The sequence below is a fragment of the Microbacterium sp. NPDC057741 genome, from assembly GCF_042798735.1.
In the GTDB taxonomy this organism is placed as follows: domain Bacteria; phylum Actinomycetota; class Actinomycetes; order Actinomycetales; family Microbacteriaceae; genus Microbacterium.
On sequence record NZ_JBHVJW010000001.1, the window covers coordinates 1,328,784 to 1,347,252 of the forward strand.

General features: G+C 69.9%; 18 protein-coding genes and 1 tRNA gene. 4 read left to right on the plus strand and 15 right to left on the minus strand.

The annotated features are described in order from the left end of the window. The first annotated feature begins 1 nt into the window (after window position 1). Both ACFVDO_RS06420 and greA read left to right on the plus strand, forming a co-directional pair. On the plus strand, window positions 2–388 hold the full coding sequence (locus ACFVDO_RS06420) for a DUF4307 domain-containing protein (RefSeq protein ID WP_378859773.1): 387 nt from the start codon (window positions 2–4) through the stop codon (window positions 386–388). Between the two features lie 113 nt (window positions 389–501). Continuing rightward, on the plus strand, window positions 502–990 hold the full coding sequence (gene greA / locus ACFVDO_RS06425) for a transcription elongation factor GreA (RefSeq protein WP_378859772.1): 489 nt from the start codon (window positions 502–504) through the stop codon (window positions 988–990). A gap of 73 nt (window positions 991–1,063) precedes the next feature. On the opposite strand, the gene ilvA is transcribed toward greA, so the two are convergent. Both ilvA and ACFVDO_RS06435 read right to left on the minus strand, forming a co-directional pair. Then, entirely contained in the window at window positions 1,064–2,293 is a 1,230-nt protein-coding gene (gene ilvA, locus ACFVDO_RS06430; RefSeq protein WP_378859771.1) for a threonine ammonia-lyase, read from the minus strand. Then, window positions 2,290–3,486: an AI-2E family transporter gene (locus tag ACFVDO_RS06435; protein WP_378859770.1), complete on the minus strand. Its 1,197-nt coding sequence runs from the start codon at window positions 3,484–3,486 to the stop codon at window positions 2,290–2,292. The genes ilvA and ACFVDO_RS06435 overlap by 4 nt, the downstream gene beginning before the upstream one ends. Before the next feature lie 58 nt (window positions 3,487–3,544). On the opposite strand from ACFVDO_RS06435, the gene ACFVDO_RS06440 reads away from it, so the two are divergent. Continuing rightward, window positions 3,545–4,798, plus strand: a complete 1,254-nt coding sequence (locus ACFVDO_RS06440) for a winged helix-turn-helix domain-containing protein (RefSeq protein WP_378859769.1) — start codon at window positions 3,545–3,547, stop codon at window positions 4,796–4,798. Window positions 4,799–4,841: 43 nt separating this feature from the next. Here the strand turns inward: ACFVDO_RS06440 and ACFVDO_RS06445 are convergent, their stop codons facing one another. The 3 genes from ACFVDO_RS06445 to ACFVDO_RS06455 form a co-directional block, all read right to left on the minus strand. After that, window positions 4,842–5,408, minus strand: a complete 567-nt coding sequence (locus ACFVDO_RS06445; protein ID WP_378859768.1) for a LemA family protein — start codon at window positions 5,406–5,408, stop codon at window positions 4,842–4,844. Between the two features lie 104 nt (window positions 5,409–5,512). Further along, window positions 5,513–6,826: a D-arabinono-1,4-lactone oxidase gene (locus tag ACFVDO_RS06450; RefSeq protein ID WP_378859767.1), complete on the minus strand. Its 1,314-nt coding sequence runs from the start codon at window positions 6,824–6,826 to the stop codon at window positions 5,513–5,515. Beyond that, window positions 6,823–8,052, minus strand: a complete 1,230-nt coding sequence (locus ACFVDO_RS06455) for an amino acid deaminase/aldolase (protein WP_378859766.1) — start codon at window positions 8,050–8,052, stop codon at window positions 6,823–6,825. The genes ACFVDO_RS06450 and ACFVDO_RS06455 overlap by 4 nt, the downstream gene beginning before the upstream one ends. 98 nt (window positions 8,053–8,150) lie before the next feature. On the opposite strand from ACFVDO_RS06455, the gene ACFVDO_RS06460 reads away from it, so the two are divergent. Then, window positions 8,151–8,223: transfer RNA gene (locus ACFVDO_RS06460), tRNA-Leu, on the plus strand. A 3-nt stretch (window positions 8,224–8,226) separates the two neighbouring features. Here the strand turns inward: ACFVDO_RS06460 and ACFVDO_RS06465 are convergent. The 10 genes from ACFVDO_RS06465 to ACFVDO_RS06510 all read right to left on the minus strand — a co-directional run bounded on the left by ACFVDO_RS06465 (window position 8,227) and on the right by ACFVDO_RS06510 (window position 18,426). Beyond that, on the minus strand, window positions 8,227–9,597 hold the full coding sequence (locus tag ACFVDO_RS06465; protein ID WP_378859765.1) for a glutamate decarboxylase: 1,371 nt from the start codon (window positions 9,595–9,597) through the stop codon (window positions 8,227–8,229). Between the two features lie 156 nt (window positions 9,598–9,753). Continuing rightward, the gene (locus ACFVDO_RS06470) at window positions 9,754–11,460 is read right to left on the minus strand and encodes an NAD(P)/FAD-dependent oxidoreductase (RefSeq protein WP_378860053.1); all 1,707 of its coding nucleotides are present in this window, start codon (window positions 11,458–11,460) and stop codon (window positions 9,754–9,756) included. Next, complete coding sequence (locus ACFVDO_RS06475; protein WP_378860052.1) at window positions 11,457–12,803, minus strand: S8 family serine peptidase; 1,347 nt, start codon at window positions 12,801–12,803, stop codon at window positions 11,457–11,459. The genes ACFVDO_RS06470 and ACFVDO_RS06475 overlap by 4 nt, the downstream gene beginning before the upstream one ends. After that, a complete protein-coding gene (locus ACFVDO_RS06480) occupies window positions 12,800–13,330 on the minus strand; it encodes a DUF501 domain-containing protein (protein ID WP_378860051.1) in 531 nt (176 codons plus the stop codon). Before ACFVDO_RS06480 ends, ACFVDO_RS06475 begins: the two co-directional genes overlap by 4 nt. A gap of 47 nt (window positions 13,331–13,377) precedes the next feature. Continuing rightward, window positions 13,378–13,908: a septum formation initiator family protein gene (locus tag ACFVDO_RS06485; protein ID WP_378860050.1), complete on the minus strand. Its 531-nt coding sequence runs from the start codon at window positions 13,906–13,908 to the stop codon at window positions 13,378–13,380. An 87-nt stretch (window positions 13,909–13,995) separates the two neighbouring features. Further along, window positions 13,996–15,276 (minus strand): phosphopyruvate hydratase, encoded by a 1,281-nt coding sequence (eno, locus tag ACFVDO_RS06490; protein WP_378860049.1) that lies wholly within the window; start codon window positions 15,274–15,276, stop codon window positions 13,996–13,998. A 93-nt stretch (window positions 15,277–15,369) separates the two neighbouring features. Continuing rightward, on the minus strand, window positions 15,370–16,029 hold the full coding sequence (locus ACFVDO_RS06495) for an O-methyltransferase (RefSeq protein WP_378860048.1): 660 nt from the start codon (window positions 16,027–16,029) through the stop codon (window positions 15,370–15,372). Between the two features lie 32 nt (window positions 16,030–16,061). Further along, window positions 16,062–17,015 (minus strand): CPBP family intramembrane glutamic endopeptidase, encoded by a 954-nt coding sequence (locus ACFVDO_RS06500; protein WP_378860047.1) that lies wholly within the window; start codon window positions 17,013–17,015, stop codon window positions 16,062–16,064. Then, window positions 17,012–18,079: a DUF1648 domain-containing protein gene (locus ACFVDO_RS06505; protein ID WP_378860046.1), complete on the minus strand. Its 1,068-nt coding sequence runs from the start codon at window positions 18,077–18,079 to the stop codon at window positions 17,012–17,014. Before ACFVDO_RS06505 ends, ACFVDO_RS06500 begins: the two co-directional genes overlap by 4 nt. Then, window positions 18,076–18,426, minus strand: a complete 351-nt coding sequence (locus tag ACFVDO_RS06510) for a GntR family transcriptional regulator (RefSeq protein WP_378860045.1) — start codon at window positions 18,424–18,426, stop codon at window positions 18,076–18,078. Before ACFVDO_RS06510 ends, ACFVDO_RS06505 begins: the two co-directional genes overlap by 4 nt. Window positions 18,427–18,469 lie beyond the last annotated feature (43 nt).

Below are 18,469 nucleotides of genomic sequence, written 5' to 3' on the forward strand. Positions count from 1 at the left end.
CGTGACCACCGCCCAGGAACTCGACGAGCGCTACGGTCGCACCCGGAAGCGCCGGCTGCCGTGGATCATCGCGGGCGCAGTCGCCGCGCTGCTGGTCGGCGCGTTCGGCTGGATGACGGTGGTGAACGAGATGAACTCCGTCGGCGCCGATGATCTGGGCTTCGAGCTCACCGATCAGCACACCGTCACCGTGCATTATCAGATCACTCCGCCGCGCGGTCAGGACGTGATCTGCGTGGTCGAGGCGCTGGACGAGGAGTTCGGCATCGTGGGCTGGAAGGTCGTCGAGATCCCGGCGATCGAGAAGCACTCGAAGGCGATCACGACCGTGGTGCCGACCGTCGCGCAGGCCACGACGGGTTTGGTGAACTCCTGCAGGGTCGCTTAGACTCGGTGCCAGACAACCGACGCCCCGGCCAGTGCCGGGGCGTCTTGGCATATCCCCCGGCCCCCAGCGGGCCGCACCATGCCCCTGAAGGGGCCCGAACGAAGGAGCACGCTGTGTCCGCTGACACCCAGGTGCCGTTCCTCACCCAGGAGGCCTACGACCGGCTCGTCGCCGAGCTCGAGCACCTCTCCACCATCGGCCGTGACGAGATCGCGAAGCGCATCGAAGCGGCACGCGAAGAGGGCGACCTCAAGGAGAACGGCGGCTATCACGCCGCAAAGGACGAACAGGGCAAGCAGGAGGCCCGCATCCGCACGCTCGAGCAGCTGCTGAAGACCGCCAAGGTCGGCGAGGCCCCGGCCAGCCGTGGCATCGTCGAGCCCGGCACCGTCGTCACCGCCCTCGTGGCCGGTGGCGAGGAGACCTTCCTGCTCGGCAGCCGCGAGATCGCCGGCGGCACCGACCTCGACGTGTACAGCGAGGCGAGCCCGCTCGGCCAGGCCATCATCGGCCTCAAGGTCGGCGACAAGACCAGCTACGAGGCGCCCAACGGCCGCGCGATCTCGGTCGAGGTCACCGGCGTGGAGACCTTCACCGGCTGACACCGGAATTCAGAGACGGCGGGATGCTCCTCATGGGGCATCCCGCCGTCTTCTTGTCTTCAGGCGCCGCGCGCTACTCGGCGACGACCTGCGGTTCGTAGCCGGCCGCGCGCAGCGAGTCGAGCGTGAGCTGGGTGTGCTCCGGGCCGCGGGTCTCGATCGAGAGCTGCAGGATCATCTCGTCGATCTGCAGTCCCTGCCCGTGCCGCGTGTGCAGCACCTCCATGACGTTGGCGCCCACCTGCGCGAGGATCTCGGACACTCTTGCGAGCTGACCGGGGCGGTCGGGCAGCGGGATGCGCACCGTCGCGTAGCGGCCGGATGCCGCGAGTCCGTGCGAGACGACGCGCTGCAGCAGCATCGGATCGATGTTGCCGCCGGACAGGATCGAGACCGTCTTCCCGGTGCCGCGCACCTTGCCTGCGAGGATCGCGGCGACCCCGACGGCTCCGGCGGGCTCGACGACCACCTTGGCGTGCTCGAGCAGCACGAGCAGGGCGCGGGCGATGTCGTCCTCGCTGACCGTGACCACCTCGTCGACGAGCTCACTGATGATCTGGAACGGGATCCCGCCGGGCTTGGCGACCAGGATGCCGTCGGCGATCGTGGGGTGCGTGGCGATCTCTACGGGGTGCCCGGCCTCGAGCGACGGGGGCATCGCGGCCGCGTTCTCGGCCTGCACACCGATGACGCGGACGGTGCGTCCGGCGGCGGCCGCAGCCTGCTTGACCGCGGCGGCGACGCCCGCGATCAGCCCTCCGCCGCCGATGCCCACGAGCACGGTGTCGACGTCGGGGACGTCCTGGATGATCTCCAGACCCAGCGTGCCCTGACCGATCACGACGTCACGGTGGTCGAAGGGAGGGATGAGCACGGCGCCGGTGCGCTCGGCGAATTCAGCGGCCAGGCGCAGGGAGGTGGCGACGGTCTCGCCCTCGAGCACGACCTCCGCGCCGTAACCGCGGGTGGCGAGGAGCTTGGGCACCGGAACACCCAGCGGCATGAAGATGGTGGCGGGGATGCCGAGGGCCTGCGCCGCGAGGGCGACGCCCTGGGCGTGGTTGCCGGCGGATGCCGCGACGACGCCGCGCGTGCGCTCCTCGGAGGTGAGCTGCGCCAGCCGGTAGCTCGCCCCGCGGATCTTGAACGACCCCGTGCGCTGCAGGTTCTCGAGCTTGAGCAGCACGGGTGCCCCGACCACGTCGCTGAGGGCGCGGGAAAGCTCGGTGGGCGTGTGCGAGATCACCCCCGACAGGCTTCGAGCCGCTTCTTCGAACTCCGCCAGCGTGGGGACTGCGCTCATCGATTCCTCCGTCGCCGCTCGCGCGGCACTGTGCTCCAGATAAGGTCTGCGTCGGGTGTCTTCCCAGTCTTCCACGACCCCGAGCCGAGCGTGACCGCGACGACGTTGACGAAGGCCGCCAGCGGCACGGCGAACAGGGCGCCGGGGATGCCGGCGATCATCGCGCCGCCCGCGACGACCAGCACCACCGCGAGCGGATGCACCTTGACGGCCGAGCCCATCAGCAGCGGCTGCAGGAGGTGCCCCTCGATCTGCTGCACACCGAGCACGACGGCGAGCATCGCCACCGCGATCCACAGGCCGTTGTAGACCAGGGCGAGGAACACGGCGATCGCACCGGTGACCACCGCACCCACGATCGGCACGAACGAGCCGAGGAAGACGAGGACCGCCACGGGAAGCGCCAGCGGCACGCCGAGAAGCGCCGCGCCCACGCCGATGCCGACCGCGTCGATCGCGGCGACGAGCAGCTGTGTGCGCGCGTAGTTGATGACGGTGGCCCAGCCGGCACGGGCCGAGGCGTCGGCTGCGGGACGGGCGGCGCGAGGGAAGAGTTTGACTGTCCAGCGCCAGATGCCGCCGCCGTCCGCGAGCAGGCAGATCAGGATGAAGACCGAGAGCACGGCGCCCGTCATGACATGAGCGGTGGTCGTGGCGACGCCCCAGGCCCCGGACCACAGCACCGATGTCGGGTCGTTGACCAGGGCCATGCCCTTGTCGATCCACTCCTGGAGCTGCTTCGCATCGAGGTTCAGCGGACCGTCCAGCAGGAACTGTCTGATCTGCTCGATGGCTCCGGCCGTCTTCTCCTGCACATCCGGCAGCTGCTCGCGCACCTGCCAGACCACCAGCGTCATCAGGCCGCCGACGATCGCGGCGAGGCCGACCAACGAGGTCGTGACGGCGAGCCAGCGAGGCCAATGATGCCGCTGCATCCAGTCGAAGGCGGGCCACAGCAGGGCGGTGACGAGGATGCCGACCATCAGCGGCACCACGAGGAGCTTGAGCTCCATCACGAGCCAGATGAACACCGCGATGACCGCGACGATCACCAGGATGCGCCAGGAATACCCTGCTGTCACCCGCAGCGGCATCGGCACGTAGTCGTCAACCGGCGTGGAGACGGTGCGCTCCGTGGAGGGCGTCTCGGCACGGAACGGATTGCGGAATCGCGGCCTGCGCTCGTCGCTCATCGCCTCAGTTTACGGGGCGCGCTGAAGGCGTGTCGGATGCCGCGGATACGCTGGCCGGATGACCGTCAGCCTGAGCGCCGCCGAAGCCCGCCGCATGACGCTCGGGGCGCAGGGGCTCTCCCGTCGCCGGCCCGACGCCGTCTCATCGCGGCATCTGCACCGCGCGATGGAGCGCCTGGGGGTCCTGCAGATCGACTCGGTGAACGTGTTCGCCCGTTCGCACTACCTGCCGATGTTCGCCCGGCTCGGCGAATACGACACGGCGATGTTCGACCGTGCCTTCTTCTCACCGTCGAGCCGCTATGTGGAGTACCTCGCCCACGAGGCCGCCTTCATGCCCGCCGAGGACTGGCCGCTGTGGCGGTTCCGGATGCAGGACTTCCGGGCCAAGTGGGAGCGGGACGCCGACTCCTGGCTGAACGTGAACGGACGCACGCTCGACTGGGTGCGCGACGAGCTCCGCAGCCGCGGGCCGCTGCGACCGGCGGACCTGCGCGAGGACGCGCCGCGCGAGCGCGGTGGCTGGTGGGACTGGGACGACGTGAAGATGGCGCTCGAGCATCTGTGGCGCCTGGGCGATGTCGCCGTGTCCGGCAGGCGCGGCTTCGAGCGCAGCTACGCGCTCGCTGAGCACGTCATTCCCGGCGATGCGCTCGCCCGCGAGGTGGCGAGGGAAGCCGCGATCCGCGAGCTCGTCCTGCGGGCCGCACGCTCTTACGGCGTGGCCACGGCCGCCGACCTCGCCGACTACCATCGCATCCGCGATCGCGCGGCAGTGCAGCGGGCGATCGACGAGCTGACGGAGTCGGGCGAACTCGCCCCCGTGACAGTGCGCGGATGGGAGCGCGGCGGCAGGCAGATGCGGGCGTGGCAGCACGCCGGCGCGGCGCTCCCCCGTCGCATCGACGGCGCGGCGCTGCTGACCCCGTTCGATCCGGTGGTGTGGTTCCGCGACCGGGCCCTGCGCGTCTTCGATCTCGACTACCGGATCGAGATCTACGTGCCGGCCGAGAGGCGCCGCTACGGGTACTACTCGCTGCCCATGCTGGTGGGCGACCGGATCGTGGCCCGCGTCGACCTGAAGGCCGACAGAGCGGCATCCGTGCTCATGGTGCAGTCCGCCTGGTGGGAGCCTCAGGCTCGTGCGTCCGACTCGGAGCAGGTCGCCGGTGAGCTGGTGCGTGCGGCCTCCTGGCAGGGGCTGGAGCGCATCAGTGTGTCACGGTGGGGCGATGCGTCTGAACCGCTTGCGCGCGCTCTGCACGGAGGTGTGGTGGCCGTCGAGCGGCACCGGCATCCGCGGGAGGCATGAGAAGAGCCCGCCGGTTCGTTCCGACGGGCTCGTGCTCTCAGGCTCAGAACTGCACGCGCGGCGGCTCCGAGATGGCGCTGCCGTCGGTGACCTCGAAGAACTCGCGCTCGGTGAAGCCCAGACCACGGACGAACAGATTGTTCGGGAAGACCTTGATCTTGGTGTTCAGCTCGCGCACGCCGCCGTTGTAGAACCGACGGGACGCCTGGATCTTGTCTTCGGTGTCGACCAGCGAGGACTGCAGCTGCAGGTAGTTCTGGCTGGCCTGCAGCTGCGGGTACGCCTCGGCTACTGCGAACAGGCCGCGCAGCGCCTGCTGCATGTGCCCCTCCGCGACGCCTGCCGCGCCCGGCGCGGTCGCCGACAGGGTCTCGGCCCTGGCGCGTGTGACGCTCTCGAAGACCGCCTTCTCGTGCGAGGCATAACCCTTCACCGTCTCGATCAGGTTCGGAATCAGGTCGGCCCGGCGCTTGAGCTGGACGGTGATGTCGCTCCACGCCTCGTCGACGCGGACGTTCGCCTGCACGAGAGAGTTGTACGTCGACCACAGATAGATGCCGACGAGCACGAGCACGCCGACGACGATCAGTACCGGTACGAGCCATTCCATGGGGCAGAACCTTTCCAGACGTGTGCTGTCAATCCTAAGCGCGACCGACTGCGCGGCTGCTGGATGCCTATGCAGCGGCGCGGCATCCGCAGCGCGGACACCGTTCAGGCGCCGAGAATACGCTCCAGGTGCCGGTTGCCGAACATCCGGTCCGGGTCGAGCCGATCGCGCAGCGCGACGAAGTCGTCGAAGCGCGGATAGCGCTCGCGCAGCTGATCCGCGGTGAGCGAGTGCAGTTTGCCCCAGTGCGGGCGGCCGCCGTAGCCGGCCATGATCTGCTCGACGGCGTCGAAGTACTCGCGCGGGTCTGCCCGCCAGTACCGGTGCACGGCGATGTAGGCGCTGTCGCGTCCGGACGCCGTGGACAGCCACAGGTCATCGGCCCTGGCGAAGCGCACCTCGACGGGGAACTCGACCTTCCAGCCCCGATCAGAGATCAGCTGCTGCACCTCGCGGAACGCCGGCACGACGTGCTCTGCGGGGATCGCGTACTCCATCTCACGGAAGCGCACGTTGCGCTGATGGATGAGCACCTTGTGCGACTGGTCGGAGTAGCTCGCGTCGCCGGTCAGCTTCACCGCGAGCCGATTGAACGGCGGGATGATCCCCGGTGCGACCTGGCTGGCCGCACAGAACACCCGGAACACGCCGTTGGTCAGCACCGTCTCGTCGACCCAGTGCCCGAACGCCGGCAGCGGCTCGCGACGGGTCGACTCCGGCAGCCGGGCCTGCGTCTTGGTGAGCGCGACGTCGGTGTGCGGATGCCAGTAGAACTCGACGTGGTCGGATGCCGCGACCTGGTCGTGGATCGTGTCGAGCGCCTGCTCCAGCGGCTGCGGAGCGTCGACCGCCCGCAGCACGAACGCCGGAACGCACTGCAGCGTCACCTCGACCACCACCCCGAGTGCGCCGAGACCGATGACGGCGCCGGGCAGCAGCTCGCTGTTCTGCTCGCCGTCGATGCGCAGGAACTCGCCGTCGGCGGTGATGAGCGTGAGGCCGCGCACCTGGGTGGCGATGCCCCCGAACTGCGCGCCCGTGCCGTGCGTGCCCGTCGAGATCGCTCCGGAGATCGACTGCCGGTCGATGTCGCCGAGGTTCTCCATCGCGAGCCCGTAGGGCGCGAGGAGCCCGGGGATACGGTGCAGCCGGGTTCCGGCGAGCAGCGTGACGAGACCCGTCTTCCGGTCGGCCGAGACCAGGCCCTGCATGTCGTCGAGCTCGAGCAGGACTCCGGGCGCGACGGCGATGCCGGTGAAGCTGTGCCCGGCACCGACAGCCTTGACGGTGAGGCCCTGCTTCGCTGCGGCCTTGACCGCGCGCTGCACGCCCTCGGGCGTGCGCGGACGCTCGACGCGGACAGGGCGGACCGACGCCGACCGCCCCCAGTTCTGCCAGGTTCCGCCGGGTCGTGTCACAGAAAGGCCTTTCCTTCGCCTCGATAGGTGGGGATCTCGTCGATCACGGCGCCGCCGGACACGACGTGGTACTCGGAGATGCGTTCGGCCGGTTCGCCACTCTTGGAGTGCCGGAACCAGACCCGGTCACCGACGCGCAGCGCACGTGCCTCGGGGCCCTGCAGCGGCGTCTGCACCTCTCCAGCAGCTTCTCGGGGCATCGTGCGCAGGCCGGCCGGCCACGCCGGGATCGGCTGGCGGGATGCCACGGCGGGACCGGAGGCGATCCAGCCGCCTCCGAGCACCGTCGCGATGTCGGCGGTGGGCTTGCGCACCACGTCGAAGGCGAATGCGGTCGCCGGTGCAGGCTGGAACGAACGGTACCCGTCGAACAGGTGCCCGGCGAGCAGACCGCTGCCGGCGGTCGCCTCGGTGACCGCCTCGTCGCTGCCGGTGAATTCGAGAGAGCCGGTGCCGCCGCCGTTGATGAACTCCAGCGGGGCGATGTCGAGGACGGCGGCGGAGATCGCCCCGCGCCGCACCCGCAACTCCTCACGGGAACGCGCCTGCATGAGCCGGATCACCGGCGCATCCGCGCCGGCGTTGTCGGGCTGCCCGGCGATCTGCGCCTCATACATCTGCAGGCCGATCAGGCGGAACCCGGGGCGCTTCACGACCTCTGCGGCGAAGCCCGCGACATCTGCCGCGGTGAACAGGGGCGAGCGGCGCACACCCAGGTGCCCCAGCGCTGGCGCCTTGTACGAGGCATCCACGTCGATGACGACGCGGATCTCCGGGCGCGACCCTGGCGGGACGATGCTGTCGATCAGGTCGAGGTGCTCGGTCGCGTCGACCATCAGCGCCACGCGCGAGGCCAGTGTCTCGTCGCGCAGCAGGCGCTCGAGGCTCGCCCGATCGACGCTGGGATAGCCGACGACGATGTCGTCATGCGTCTCGGCCAGCCAGAGGGCCTCGGCGAGCGTGAAGGCGAGGATGCCGCGGAAGCCGGGGATGCGCAGCACCGCGTCGAGCACTCCGCGCACGCGCACCGACTTCGAGGCCACGCGGATCGGGATGCCACCGGAGCGCACCAGCAGGTCCATGGCGTTGTGCCGCAGCGCTTCGCGCTCGATCACGCCGACAGGGGCGGGCAGGTGTGCGGTCGCCTCCGTCAGCGCGCGCCAGAACCGCGCGGGCTCCTGCCAGGTCTGCCGTTCAGGGCTCAGTTCGTCGATGAGATCGAGCACTCTCCCACCTTACGGTGTCGACGCCGCCAACGGAACGCGGATTCAGCATTCATGGCACTGAGTCGCACCGATGGTCGCCGTCGCTAGGCTGACGACAGGCCCCCATAGCCCAACGGCAGAGGCAGGCGTCTTAAACACGCTGCAGTCCGGGTTCGAATCCCGGTGGGGGCACCTTCAGTGCCGGAAGCCGTCGCCCCTCGTCGATCGCGGCAGCGGGGCATCCAGGGATTCCAGAAAGGCCACCTCTTCACGGATCGTGGACAGCAGCGATTCCGCAAGATCCCTGGTCACACCGTTCCTGATCACGATGCGCTGCACGATGACCTGCTCGAGGTCGGCAGGCATCGGATACGCGGGCACCAGCCAGCCGCGCATCCGCAGCCGATCCGAGAGGTCGTGCAGCGTCCACGCTCCGGAGTGCCCGTCGGCGAGACGCCAGGCGAACACCGGGATGGTGGTGCCGTCGCTGATCAGCTCGAACGCATCCATGGCCTGAATACCCTCCGCGAGATAGACCGCGACGGAGCGGGATCCGGCCTGCACCTCGGCGTAGCCCTCGTGCCCGAGTCGGAGGAACAGGTAGAACTGCAGCAGCACCTGCGCTCCCGGGCGGGAGAAGTTCAGCGCGAGCGTCGGCATGTCACCACCCAGGTAGCTGACCCGGAACACCATCGACTCCGGCAGCGCCTCGGAGTCACGCCACACGGCCCAGCCGAGCCCCGGGTACACCAGCCCGTACTTGTGGCCCGAGGTGTTGATCGACGCCACCCTCGGCAGCCGGAAATCCCATTCCAGGTCCGGGTCCAGGAACGGCGCAACCATGCCGCCGGATGCCGCGTCGACATGGATGGGCACGTCCAGACCGCGTTCGGCCTGGATCGCGTCCAGAGCGGCCTGGATCTCCGCGACGGGCTCGTAGGCGCCGGTGTACGTGACGCCGAGGATCGCGACGACGCCGATCGTGTTCTCGTCCACGTACCCGCCCAGGACCTCTCCGTCCAGAACCGGATGCTCGGCACTGATCGGCACGTACCTCGGCTCGACCTCGAAGTAGTTGCAGAACTTCTCCCAGCACACCTGCACGGCGCTGGACATGACGAGGTTCGGCCTGCCCGCGTCCGCTCCCGCCGCACGCCGCCGCTCCTGCCACATCCGCTTCAGGGCGATCCCCGCGAGCATGCACGCCTCCGACGACCCGACGGTCGAGGTCGCGGGCGCGGACGCCGGATCCGGGGCGTGCCACAGCTCCGCGATCATCCGCTGGCAGTACCCCTCGATGGCCGCGGTCTGCGGATACTCATCCTTGTCGATCATGTTCTTGTCGAACGCCTCGGAGTACAGCCGCTGCGCCTCGTCGTCCATCCACGTGGTGACGAAGGTCGCGAGATTGAGGCGCGCATTGCCGTCGAGCATCGTCTCGTCGCGGACGATGTGATAGGCGCTGAGCGGATCCATGCTGCGCTCGGGGAGCCGGTTCTTGTCCACTGACCTGGCATCACCCGCACGCCGATGCAGCGGGTTGACGTCGATGCGCTCTTCGGACATGTGCCCTCCGTTCATCGGCGCGGCACGGTGTCGCACCTCTCGAAGTCCGCACCGGGATGCCGCGCGGATGCGCGTCACCCTAGCACCCGGCCCCGGCATCCCCACGGCACGCAGAACGCCCCGGTCCTCGCGGACCGGGGCGTTCTGACGATCAGATCACTTCGCGGCGGAAGTGGCCTTCGCGTCGGCAGGCTCCGTACGGCGCTTGGCCGCGGGCTTGCGGGCGGCGGGCTTCTTCACCGTGGCGTCGTCCGCGGCCGCGGCATCGGCCGAGACCTTCGGCGCGGCCGGCTTCACTTCGGCAGGCTCAGTACGGCGCTTCGCGGCGGGCTTGCGGGCCGGAGCCTTCTTGGCCGGCTTGTCCGCAGCCGGAGCAGCGACCGTCGCCTTGTCGTCGGCAGCGGCATCCGCCACAGCCTCGGTCTTGGCGGCGGGCTTCTCGGTGACCGGGGCCTCCGGCGCCTTGGCAGGGGCAGGCGCGGGTGCCGGAGCATCCGCCGCCGGACGCGGGCGGGCCGCGAACTCCTCGAAGACGTAGCGCGGGTTCTGCACGGTCTCGAGGTTGACGATGTCGCGGCCGAGCCACAGGTTGTGCCACCAGCCCCACAGCACGCGCCACTTGCGCTCCCACGACGGCATTGCCAGGCCGTGGTAGCCACGGTGCGCGACCCAGGCGAGGAAGCCCTTCAGCGCGATCTTGCCGGACTGGAAGACGCCGTTGTAGAGGCCGAGGCCGGCGACGGCGCCGAGGTTCTTGTGGAAGTAGTCCTTCGTGCCCTCGCCGCGCAGCACGGCCACGAGGTTCTTCGCGAGCAGCTTCGCCTGGCGCACGGCGTGCTGGGCGTTCGGCACGCAGTAGCCGCCGACGCCACCACCGGTCAGGTCGGGGACGGCCGAGACGTCACCGGCGGCCCAGGCGCCCTCGACGAACTCCTCCGGGGTGCCCACGCGCAGGTCCGCGCGGGTGCGGATGCGACCGCGCTCCTCCACGGGCAGGTCGCCGCCGCGCACGACGGTCGGGTTCGCCATGACACCGGCGGTCCAGATGATCAGGTCGGTCGGGATGACCTCGCCGGTGGAGAGCTCGACGTTGCCGCCGACGGCACCGGTGACCTGGGTGTCGAGGTGCACGTTGGCACCGCGCTTGGCGAGGTCCTTCAGCACCCACTCGCTGGTCTTCAGCGAGACCTCGGGCATGATGCGGCCCATGGCCTCGATGAGGTGGAAGTGCGTGTCCTCGAAGGACAGCTGCGGGTACTTCGCGACGAGGGCGGATGCCAGCGAGCGGAGCTCGGCGAACGCCTCGATGCCGGCGAAGCCACCGCCCACGACGACCGTGGTCAGCAGGCGGTCGCGCTCGGGACCGGCCGGAACGGAGGCGGCCTTGTCGAAGTTCGACATCAGCTTGTCGCGCACCGCGACGGCCTCTTCGATCGTCTTCAGCCCGATCGCGTTGTCGGCGATGCCCGGGATCGGGAAGGTGCGCGAGACGGCACCGGCGGTGACCACGATCTGGTCGTAGGCGAACTCGTACGGGTCGCCGACCGGCGGGGTGATCGTGGCGACCTTGTTGGCGTGGTCGATGCCGGTGATCTTCGCCGTGATGACGTTGGTGCGCTTCAGATGACGACGGTGCGCGACCACCGCGTGGCGCGCCTCGATCGAGCCGGCCGCGACCTCGGGCAGGAAGGGCTGGTACGTCATGTAGGGCAGGGGATCGACCATGGTCACATCCGCTTCGCCCTTGCGGAGGTGCTTCTCGAGCTTCCAGGCGGTGTAGAAGCCCGCGTAACCACCACCGACGATCAGAATCTTGGGGACAGTGCGATTCTCAGGCACAGAGGGACAACTCCTCGTCGTCATGGGGAAGGCGCGCGTCGATCGCGCGCCGAACGGATGCGCCGGGCAGCTGCGGTGACGCCAAGCCCGACCAGGATACCAGGTACCGTGAGCGCGAGAAGCGGCAGGGTACCGTACCGCAGCGATTCAGCACTGGGCAGCAGCGGTGACCCCGGCTTCGTCGGCGCATCGGCCGCGGGCAGCGGAGGCACCGCGATCGGCGTGACCGTGGGCTCGGGCGCCGGGTCGCTCTTCGCACGACGGTACAGCCGGATCCACTCCTCGAGGTCGCCCATCGGGTTCGCCGAGACCTTCGGCACCGACGCCGACACCGCGGCCTGGGCGTCGAGCAGACCGTAGCCGTAGAGCGGGTCGGGGACCTTCTTCACACCGGGCACCGGGATCGCCGTCTTGATGATGCGGTTGATCACGTTCGCAGCATCCAGGTCGGGATGAGCGGAGCGCACCAGCGCCGCGACACCGGCCACGATCGGCGCGGCACCGCTGGTGCCGTCCCACGTCACGACCGTGCCGTCGGCCGACACACCTTCCAGGCCCTCGCTCGGCGCGGAGATGCCGATCGTGATGCCCTGCGTCGACGCCTCCACCGAGGCGTTGCCGTGCTGGTCCACGCCGCCCACCGTGAGCACCCCGGGGATGGTCGCCGGTGCGCCGACGATCGAGGTGCCGCTGCCACGGTTGCCGGCCGCGACGACCACGACCACGTCGTGCTTGAACGCGTAGAGGAACGCGTCGTCCCAGCTCTCATCCCAGTCCAGGGTGTTCGTCGTCAGCGACAGGTTGATCACATCGGCACCGTGGTCGACCGCCCAGCGCATGGCCTTCGCGATCTGCTCGGTGAACGGCACCACGGCCGCAGCCTCGAAGCCGATCGAGATCGACAGCAGCTTCGCCTCGGGAGCGACACCGATCATGCCGGTGCCCTCCTTCGTGCCACGGGCGCCGGCGAGCGATGCCACCCAGGTGCCGTGGTTCTTGTCCTTGGTGCCCAGTGGCGTGCGCCCGTCCGGTGTTCCGCTGCCCGAGACGTCGGTGCCATCCGTGACAGCGCCGTCGAAGGTCCCTGGCGGGCGTCCGATGCCGGTGTCGATGATCGCGATGGTCGATCCCTTGCCGCGGGTGGTGTGCCAGGCCTCGCGGATGCGAGCCCCGTCCAGCCAGTACTCCGCGGCCCGGACCGGATCCTTCGGGTCGTCTGCGACCGGCGGCGGCGAGGGCTCCGGAGTGGCCACCTCTGGCACCGGCACCGGGGTCGCGGCGGATGCGGGGGCCACCGCGAGCAGGGTGAGGGATGCCGCCACCGTCGCGATCGCGACGATGCCGCGCAGCATCCTGACCGGCCTCATCCGGCGGCGTCTCCACGCGCGGCCCCCGGCTGGTCGCACGCGCAGCGCTCGGGCGACCAGCTCGAGCGCGCCAGTGCGGCGTCGCCGATCGGGTTCACGCCTGGGCCGGCCGCGAGGGCATGCCCGGCGAGGGCGTGCAGGCACTTCACGCGTGTGGGCATGCCGCCCGAGGAGACGCCGGCGATCTCCGGCACGTCGCCGAACTGCGCGCGATCGGCCAGGAACGCCTCGTGCGCCCGCAGGTACTGCGCGGCGACGTCCTCGTCCTCGAGCATCGCGGCGAGCTCGGGCATGACGTGCTCGGCCTCGAGCGTCGACATCGCCGTCGTCGCCGCAGGATGCGTCAGGTAGTAGAACGTGGGGAACGGGGAGCCGTCGTCCAGCCGCGGCGAGGTGGCGACCACGGTCGGGTTGCCGCACACGCAGCGGGCGGCGATGCCCACCACACCGCGTGCCGTGCGGCCCAGCTGCGCGGAGACCACCGCGATCTCGGCGGGCGTGGGGGCGGCGAAGGGCGGAGTCGTCACCCGTCCAGCGTAGAGGAGCCCGGCTGGGCGAAGCCCGAGGGCGCTACTCAGCGGGCGGGCGCCTCGACGACGTTCTTGGCGAGCCCCGCGCCGGCGATGCTGCGCAGCAGCTGCGGCATCCAGTCGGCCTTGCGCTCGACCAGTTCGTCACTCACCGGTGCCTGCTCCTTCGGCAGCGCGGCGGGATCGAGGTCGTTGTCGACGAGGTAGGGCACCTCGCCGGGCTTGACGTAGTACAGGCGCTCGCGCGCCTGCGTACTGATGTACGCCGGATCGTTCCAGCGCTCGCGCTCCTGCTCGAGCGCGGCGATCTGATCCTTGGTGACCTGCACAGAGGCACCGACCGCGGCGATCTTCTGCCGCTGGTCGAGGTACGTGCCGAGGCTTGGCACCAGAACCCACGCACCCAGCACGACCAGCGACAGCATGATGGCCGAGAAGGCGGACAGCCGGATGCCGCTGGTCCACTCCCCCACGTCGACGCGACGGCTGCGCGTGCCGCGCCGTTCGCGCGCTGCAGAACCGGATGCCGCAGGCTTCGCGGCATCCACCTTGGACTTCTGGGAAGCCGTCTTCACGGAAGCCGTCTTCGGGGACGGCGAAAGGGGAGCCGGTCGTCTGGCCATGGCTCCCCTTTCGTCGTTCAGCAGTATGAGATCGGCTGATCAGCCCTTGAAACGCGGGAAGGCGGAACGGCCGGCGAAGACCGCGGCATCGCCCAGCTCCTCCTCGATGCGCAGAAGCTGATTGTACTTCGCGACGCGCTCCGAACGAGCGGGCGCGCCGCTCTTGATCTGGCCCGAGTTCACGGCGACCACGAGGTCGGCGATCGTGGTGTCCTCGGTCTCGCCCGAGCGGTGCGACAGCATCGTGGTGTAGCCGGAGCGGTGCGCGAGGTTGATCGCGTCCAGGGTCTCGGAGAGGGTGCCGATCTGGTTCACCTTGACCAGGAGCGAGTTCGCCGTGCCCAGGTCGATGCCCTTCTGCAGGCGCTCCGGGTTGGTGACGAACAGGTCGTCACCGACGAGCTGGATCTGCGAGCCGAGCTTCTCGGTGAGGGCCTTCCAGCCGTCCCAGTCATCCTCGGCGAGGGCGTCCTCGATCGTGACGATCGGGAAGTCGTTCACCAGGCCGACGTAGTACTCGGTGAGCGCGGCGGCGTCCCAGTCCTTGTTGTCGAGGCGGTAGACGCCCTCGTTGAAGAACTCGGTGGCTGCCGCGTCGAGGCCGAGCGCGATGTCGGTGCCCGGGGTGAAGCCGGCCTTCTCGATCGCCTTGACCAGGAACTCCAGGCCCTCGCGGTTGCTGGGCAGGTCGGGGGCGAAGCCGCCCTCGTCACCGAGGCCGGTCGCGAAGCCGGCGGCCTTCAGCTCGCCCTTGAGGACGTGGTATACCTCGGTGCCCCAGCGCAGGGCCTCCGAGAAGGTGTCGGCGCCGATCGGTGCGAGGAAGAACTCCTGCATGTCGATGCCGTTGTCGGCGTGCGAGCCGCCGTTGATGACGTTGAACAGCGGAACGGGCAGCAGGTGCGCGTTCGGGCCGCCCAGGTAGCGGAACAGCGGCAGGTCGGCCGAGTCGGCTGCGGCCTTCGCGACCGCGAGGCTGACGCCGAGGATGGCGTTCGCGCCGACGCGGCTCTTGTTGTCGGTGCCGTCGACGTCGATGAGGATCTCGTCGATGACGCGCTGCTCGCTCGCCTCGACGCCCTCGATGGCGGGGCCGAGCTCGTCGATGACGGCTTCGACGGCCTTCAGCACGCCCTTGCCGCCGTACCGGCTCTTGTCGCCGTCGCGCAGCTCGTACGCCTCGAAGGCTCCGGTGGATGCACCGGAGGGGACGGCGGCGCGCTGCACGATGCCGTCATCGAGGAGCACCTCCACCTCGACGGTCGGGTTTCCACGCGAGTCCAGGATCTCGCGAGCGCCTACAGCCTCGATCAATGCCACGGAAGAGCTCCTTGCTAGAGGAATTGGGGGTGTGTGGAGCGGCGTCGGTCCGCGGCCAGTCTAGCCGTGCGGTGTCGGCGCACCGAGGACGTTTCAGACCACGACGGCGATCGCGACGCCGTCCCAGCCCTTGAGGCCGACGGTCTGCAGAGCTGTGGCGTCGAAGCGCGGGTCCTCACCCAGCATCCGCAGCGCGTCCTGGGTACCGATCACCATCGAGTCGGAGCTGTCCGCGTTCGCGATCTCGCCGTCGCGGCCGATGTTGTCGAGCACGACGACCGTGCCCGGATGCCCCAGCTTCGCCGCCCAGTCCAGGTAGACGGTGTTCGACTCCTTGTCGGCGTCGATGAAGACCAGATCGAACCCGCCGACGAGCGTCGGCAGCACATCAGCGGCGCGGCCGATACGGATGTCAACCCGCTCGCCGACGCCGGCCGCATCGATGCTCGCGCGCGCGATCGCGGCGTTGGCCGCCTCCGCCTCCACGGTGACGACCCGGCCGTCCTCGCCGACACCGCGGGCCATCCAGATGGTGGAGTACCCGCCCAGGGTGCCGATCTCCAGCACTCGGCGCGCGCCGCTGATCCGCACCAGCAGGTTCAAGAGCTTGCCGGAGACCGGGGCGACCTCGATCGCCGGCATCCCGGCGTCCTGCTGCGCGGCGAGCGCTGCCTCGAGAGCGGGGTCGTGCCCGACCAGCGTCTCGGAGAGGTACTCGTCTGCTGCGCGCCAGTTCTGGGGTGTGGGTTCCATGCTCTCAGCCAACCCCGCCGGTCGAGGAGGCGTCAACCCTCCGCGGCGGCCAGCGCGGGCTGCTTCCGGAACTGGCCGGTGAGCAGCAGAATCACGATGACGATCGCGCAGGCGATCCAGCCCGAGACGCCGAGCACGATCGACAAGGCGGGATCGAGCGGGGCGCCGGCGGCGCGGAACACCATCGGCAGACCCGCTGCGGCGTTCAGTGCACCGTGTGCGAAGACCGCCGGCCACATCGAACCGGAGCGCAGGCGCGTCCAGCCGAAGAGCACGCCGACGGCCATGCATCCGACCACCATCAGCAGTACGCCGAGGAGGTCGGTGCGCCCGAAGTTGTAGCCGAGCAGGATGATCGGCGCGTGCCACACCCCCCAGATCGCACCGCTCACGAGCAGCGTGGTCCAGGTTCCGTAGGGACGCAGAGCCGGGACGAGGAATCCGCGCCAGCCGAGTTCCTCGCCGAAGGCGGCGAAGGCGTTGATGGTCACGGCGGCGACAGGCAGCGACGCCATCTGCGCGGCGACGAGGACGATCGCCGGCGGGAGCTCGGTCCCCGGAGGCACCGCCGCCCTCATCGTCTCCTCGAATCCTGACAGCCCGACGAAGTCGGCCTTCATCCATCCGAACCCGATCGCGATCAGCATGGCGAGCACCACGACCGCGACCGTGCCGAACAGGGAGATGACGCTCATCCAGATCACGCGCGACGCAGGGCGCAGCGGCCACATGCCCAGGAAGCGCAGCCGCTGCCCGCGCGGCACCGGGCGCATCACCAGCATGACGATCAGAACGGCGGCGGCCGGGGTGTACATCACCACGGGCAGCAGCAGCCCGGCGAACGGGGCGCGGAGGCCGTCGCCGAACCAGAGCGGCAGAGCCACCAGCCAGGCCAGGCCGCAGGCCAGCACCACGTAGGCGATGATTGCGCCGAGGTCGATCCGCACCGGGGCATCCGTCTCGTGGGCGGGTTCCTGCGTCGTCATGATGCGTCTCCTTCGTTCCGATCGCGCGGCGCCGGGCGGCCGGCGCGGTCGAGATACGCCTGCAGCACGGCGGCGCCCACCTCAGCCCCGTCTACGGTGACGACCAGCGGGCGCTTGTCGCGCCGTTCCACCTCGATGGCGGGGCCGGTGCGCAGCACGATGCCGGTGCGGCCGTCCAGCCCGAGCCGCCAGCCGAAGCCGCCGAACTCGCCGAAGGGGTGACATTCGACGGCGCGCACGGAGACGATCTCGTCGAGCGGCACGTTCGTGCGGGGCACGCCGATCTGCGAGCGGACCGACAGTCCGTCGGGGCCCGCCTTCACGCGGAACGACGCGGACGAGGCGAAGGCGAAACCGATGATGAGCAGCGTCAGCACAGGAATCCATGCGGCCTCGGCGGCCTGCACGACCAGCACCGCGGTGATGCCCACGACGAGGATGACGACGATTCCGATGATGATCATCGCGGTGCGCGACATCGTCGCGGTCGCCATCCAGACCACCCGCTCGCCGGCCGAGATGGAGGTCAGGTGCGCCGGCTCGAGGGGCGCGGCGGGCGTCGGATGCACGTGCGGCTGCGCGAACCAGCCCGCCGGCCCGAGGACCAGCAGCGCCACGAAGCCGAGGAGGACGACGCCACCGATGCCACCGACCTGCGAGGCATCCTGCAGGCCCCGCTGGATCGCCACCGAGCCCGCGTTGATCACGGCGCTGAAGCCGGAGAGGCCGAGCGCCATCGCGCCGAGCAGCCGAGCGGCCCCGCCCCACTGCCGGCGCGCCACCGCGAGAGTGCTGATCACGAGCAGAAGCGGCAGTCCGAGCCCGATGCCGATCGCCAGCCAGAGGTAGGTGCTCGGCGCACCGAACCCGTTCACGCCGCCCACGCCCCAGTGCGTGGCGGCAGGGTCAGGCAGTTCGGGCAGCCAGGCGAGGATCAGGGCGGCGGCGATCGCGGTGATCACGATCGGGGCGACGACGCCCACCAGCAGCAGGGCGCGGCGTGCGCGGCGCAGGTCCGTCGCGGGCACCGCGGCGACGTGACGGTCGGCGGGCTGTTCGGTCATGGCGTCGTCTCCTTGATGAGTGCGGCGATGGTCGCGGGCGTGAGGCCGAGGCGCGCGCCCCGGCGCACGAGGTCGGTGATGTCGTCGGCGAGTTCGGCGAGGGGTTCCGCGGTCGCGGCGACCACCGCCCCGCGTCCGCGGCGCAGATCGACGAGGCCTTCGGCGCGCAGCTCCTGATAGGCGCGCAGCACCGTGTGCACGTTCACGTCGATCGCCTCTGCGACCTCGCGCGCGGCCGGCAGGCGGTCACCGACACGCAGTCGCCCGGAGAGCACTTCGCCGCGCACGGATGCCGCGATCTGCTCGAACAGCGGCCGAGAGCTCTCGGGATCGATTCGGATCAGCATGCCACCTCCTCTGCGCACTTATTCTATTACAACTAGAACAATA

What these genes read in the sequence shown, in the direction of transcription:
- ilvA (WP_378859771.1), bottom strand. Translation starts at nt 2,293, where the DNA reads ATGAGCGCAGTCCCCACGCTGGCGGAGTTCGAAGAAGCGGCTCGAAGC.
- ACFVDO_RS06435 (WP_378859770.1), bottom strand. Translation starts at nt 3,486, where the DNA reads ATGAGCGACGAGCGCAGGCCGCGATTCCGCAATCCGTTCCGTGCCGAG.
- ACFVDO_RS06440 (WP_378859769.1), top strand. Translation starts at nt 3,545, where the DNA reads ATGACCGTCAGCCTGAGCGCCGCCGAAGCCCGCCGCATGACGCTCGGG.
- ACFVDO_RS06445 (WP_378859768.1), bottom strand. Translation starts at nt 5,408, where the DNA reads ATGGAATGGCTCGTACCGGTACTGATCGTCGTCGGCGTGCTCGTGCTC.
- ACFVDO_RS06465 (WP_378859765.1), bottom strand. Translation starts at nt 9,597, where the DNA reads ATGTCCGAAGAGCGCATCGACGTCAACCCGCTGCATCGGCGTGCGGGT.
- ACFVDO_RS06470 (WP_378860053.1), bottom strand. Translation starts at nt 11,460, where the DNA reads ATGACGACGAGGAGTTGTCCCTCTGTGCCTGAGAATCGCACTGTCCCC.
- ACFVDO_RS06475 (WP_378860052.1), bottom strand. Translation starts at nt 12,803, where the DNA reads ATGAGGCCGGTCAGGATGCTGCGCGGCATCGTCGCGATCGCGACGGTG.
- ACFVDO_RS06495 (WP_378860048.1), bottom strand. Translation starts at nt 16,029, where the DNA reads ATGGAACCCACACCCCAGAACTGGCGCGCAGCAGACGAGTACCTCTCC.
- ACFVDO_RS06500 (WP_378860047.1), bottom strand. Translation starts at nt 17,015, where the DNA reads ATGACGACGCAGGAACCCGCCCACGAGACGGATGCCCCGGTGCGGATC.
- ACFVDO_RS06505 (WP_378860046.1), bottom strand. Translation starts at nt 18,079, where the DNA reads ATGACCGAACAGCCCGCCGACCGTCACGTCGCCGCGGTGCCCGCGACG.
- ACFVDO_RS06510 (WP_378860045.1), bottom strand. Translation starts at nt 18,426, where the DNA reads ATGCTGATCCGAATCGATCCCGAGAGCTCTCGGCCGCTGTTCGAGCAG.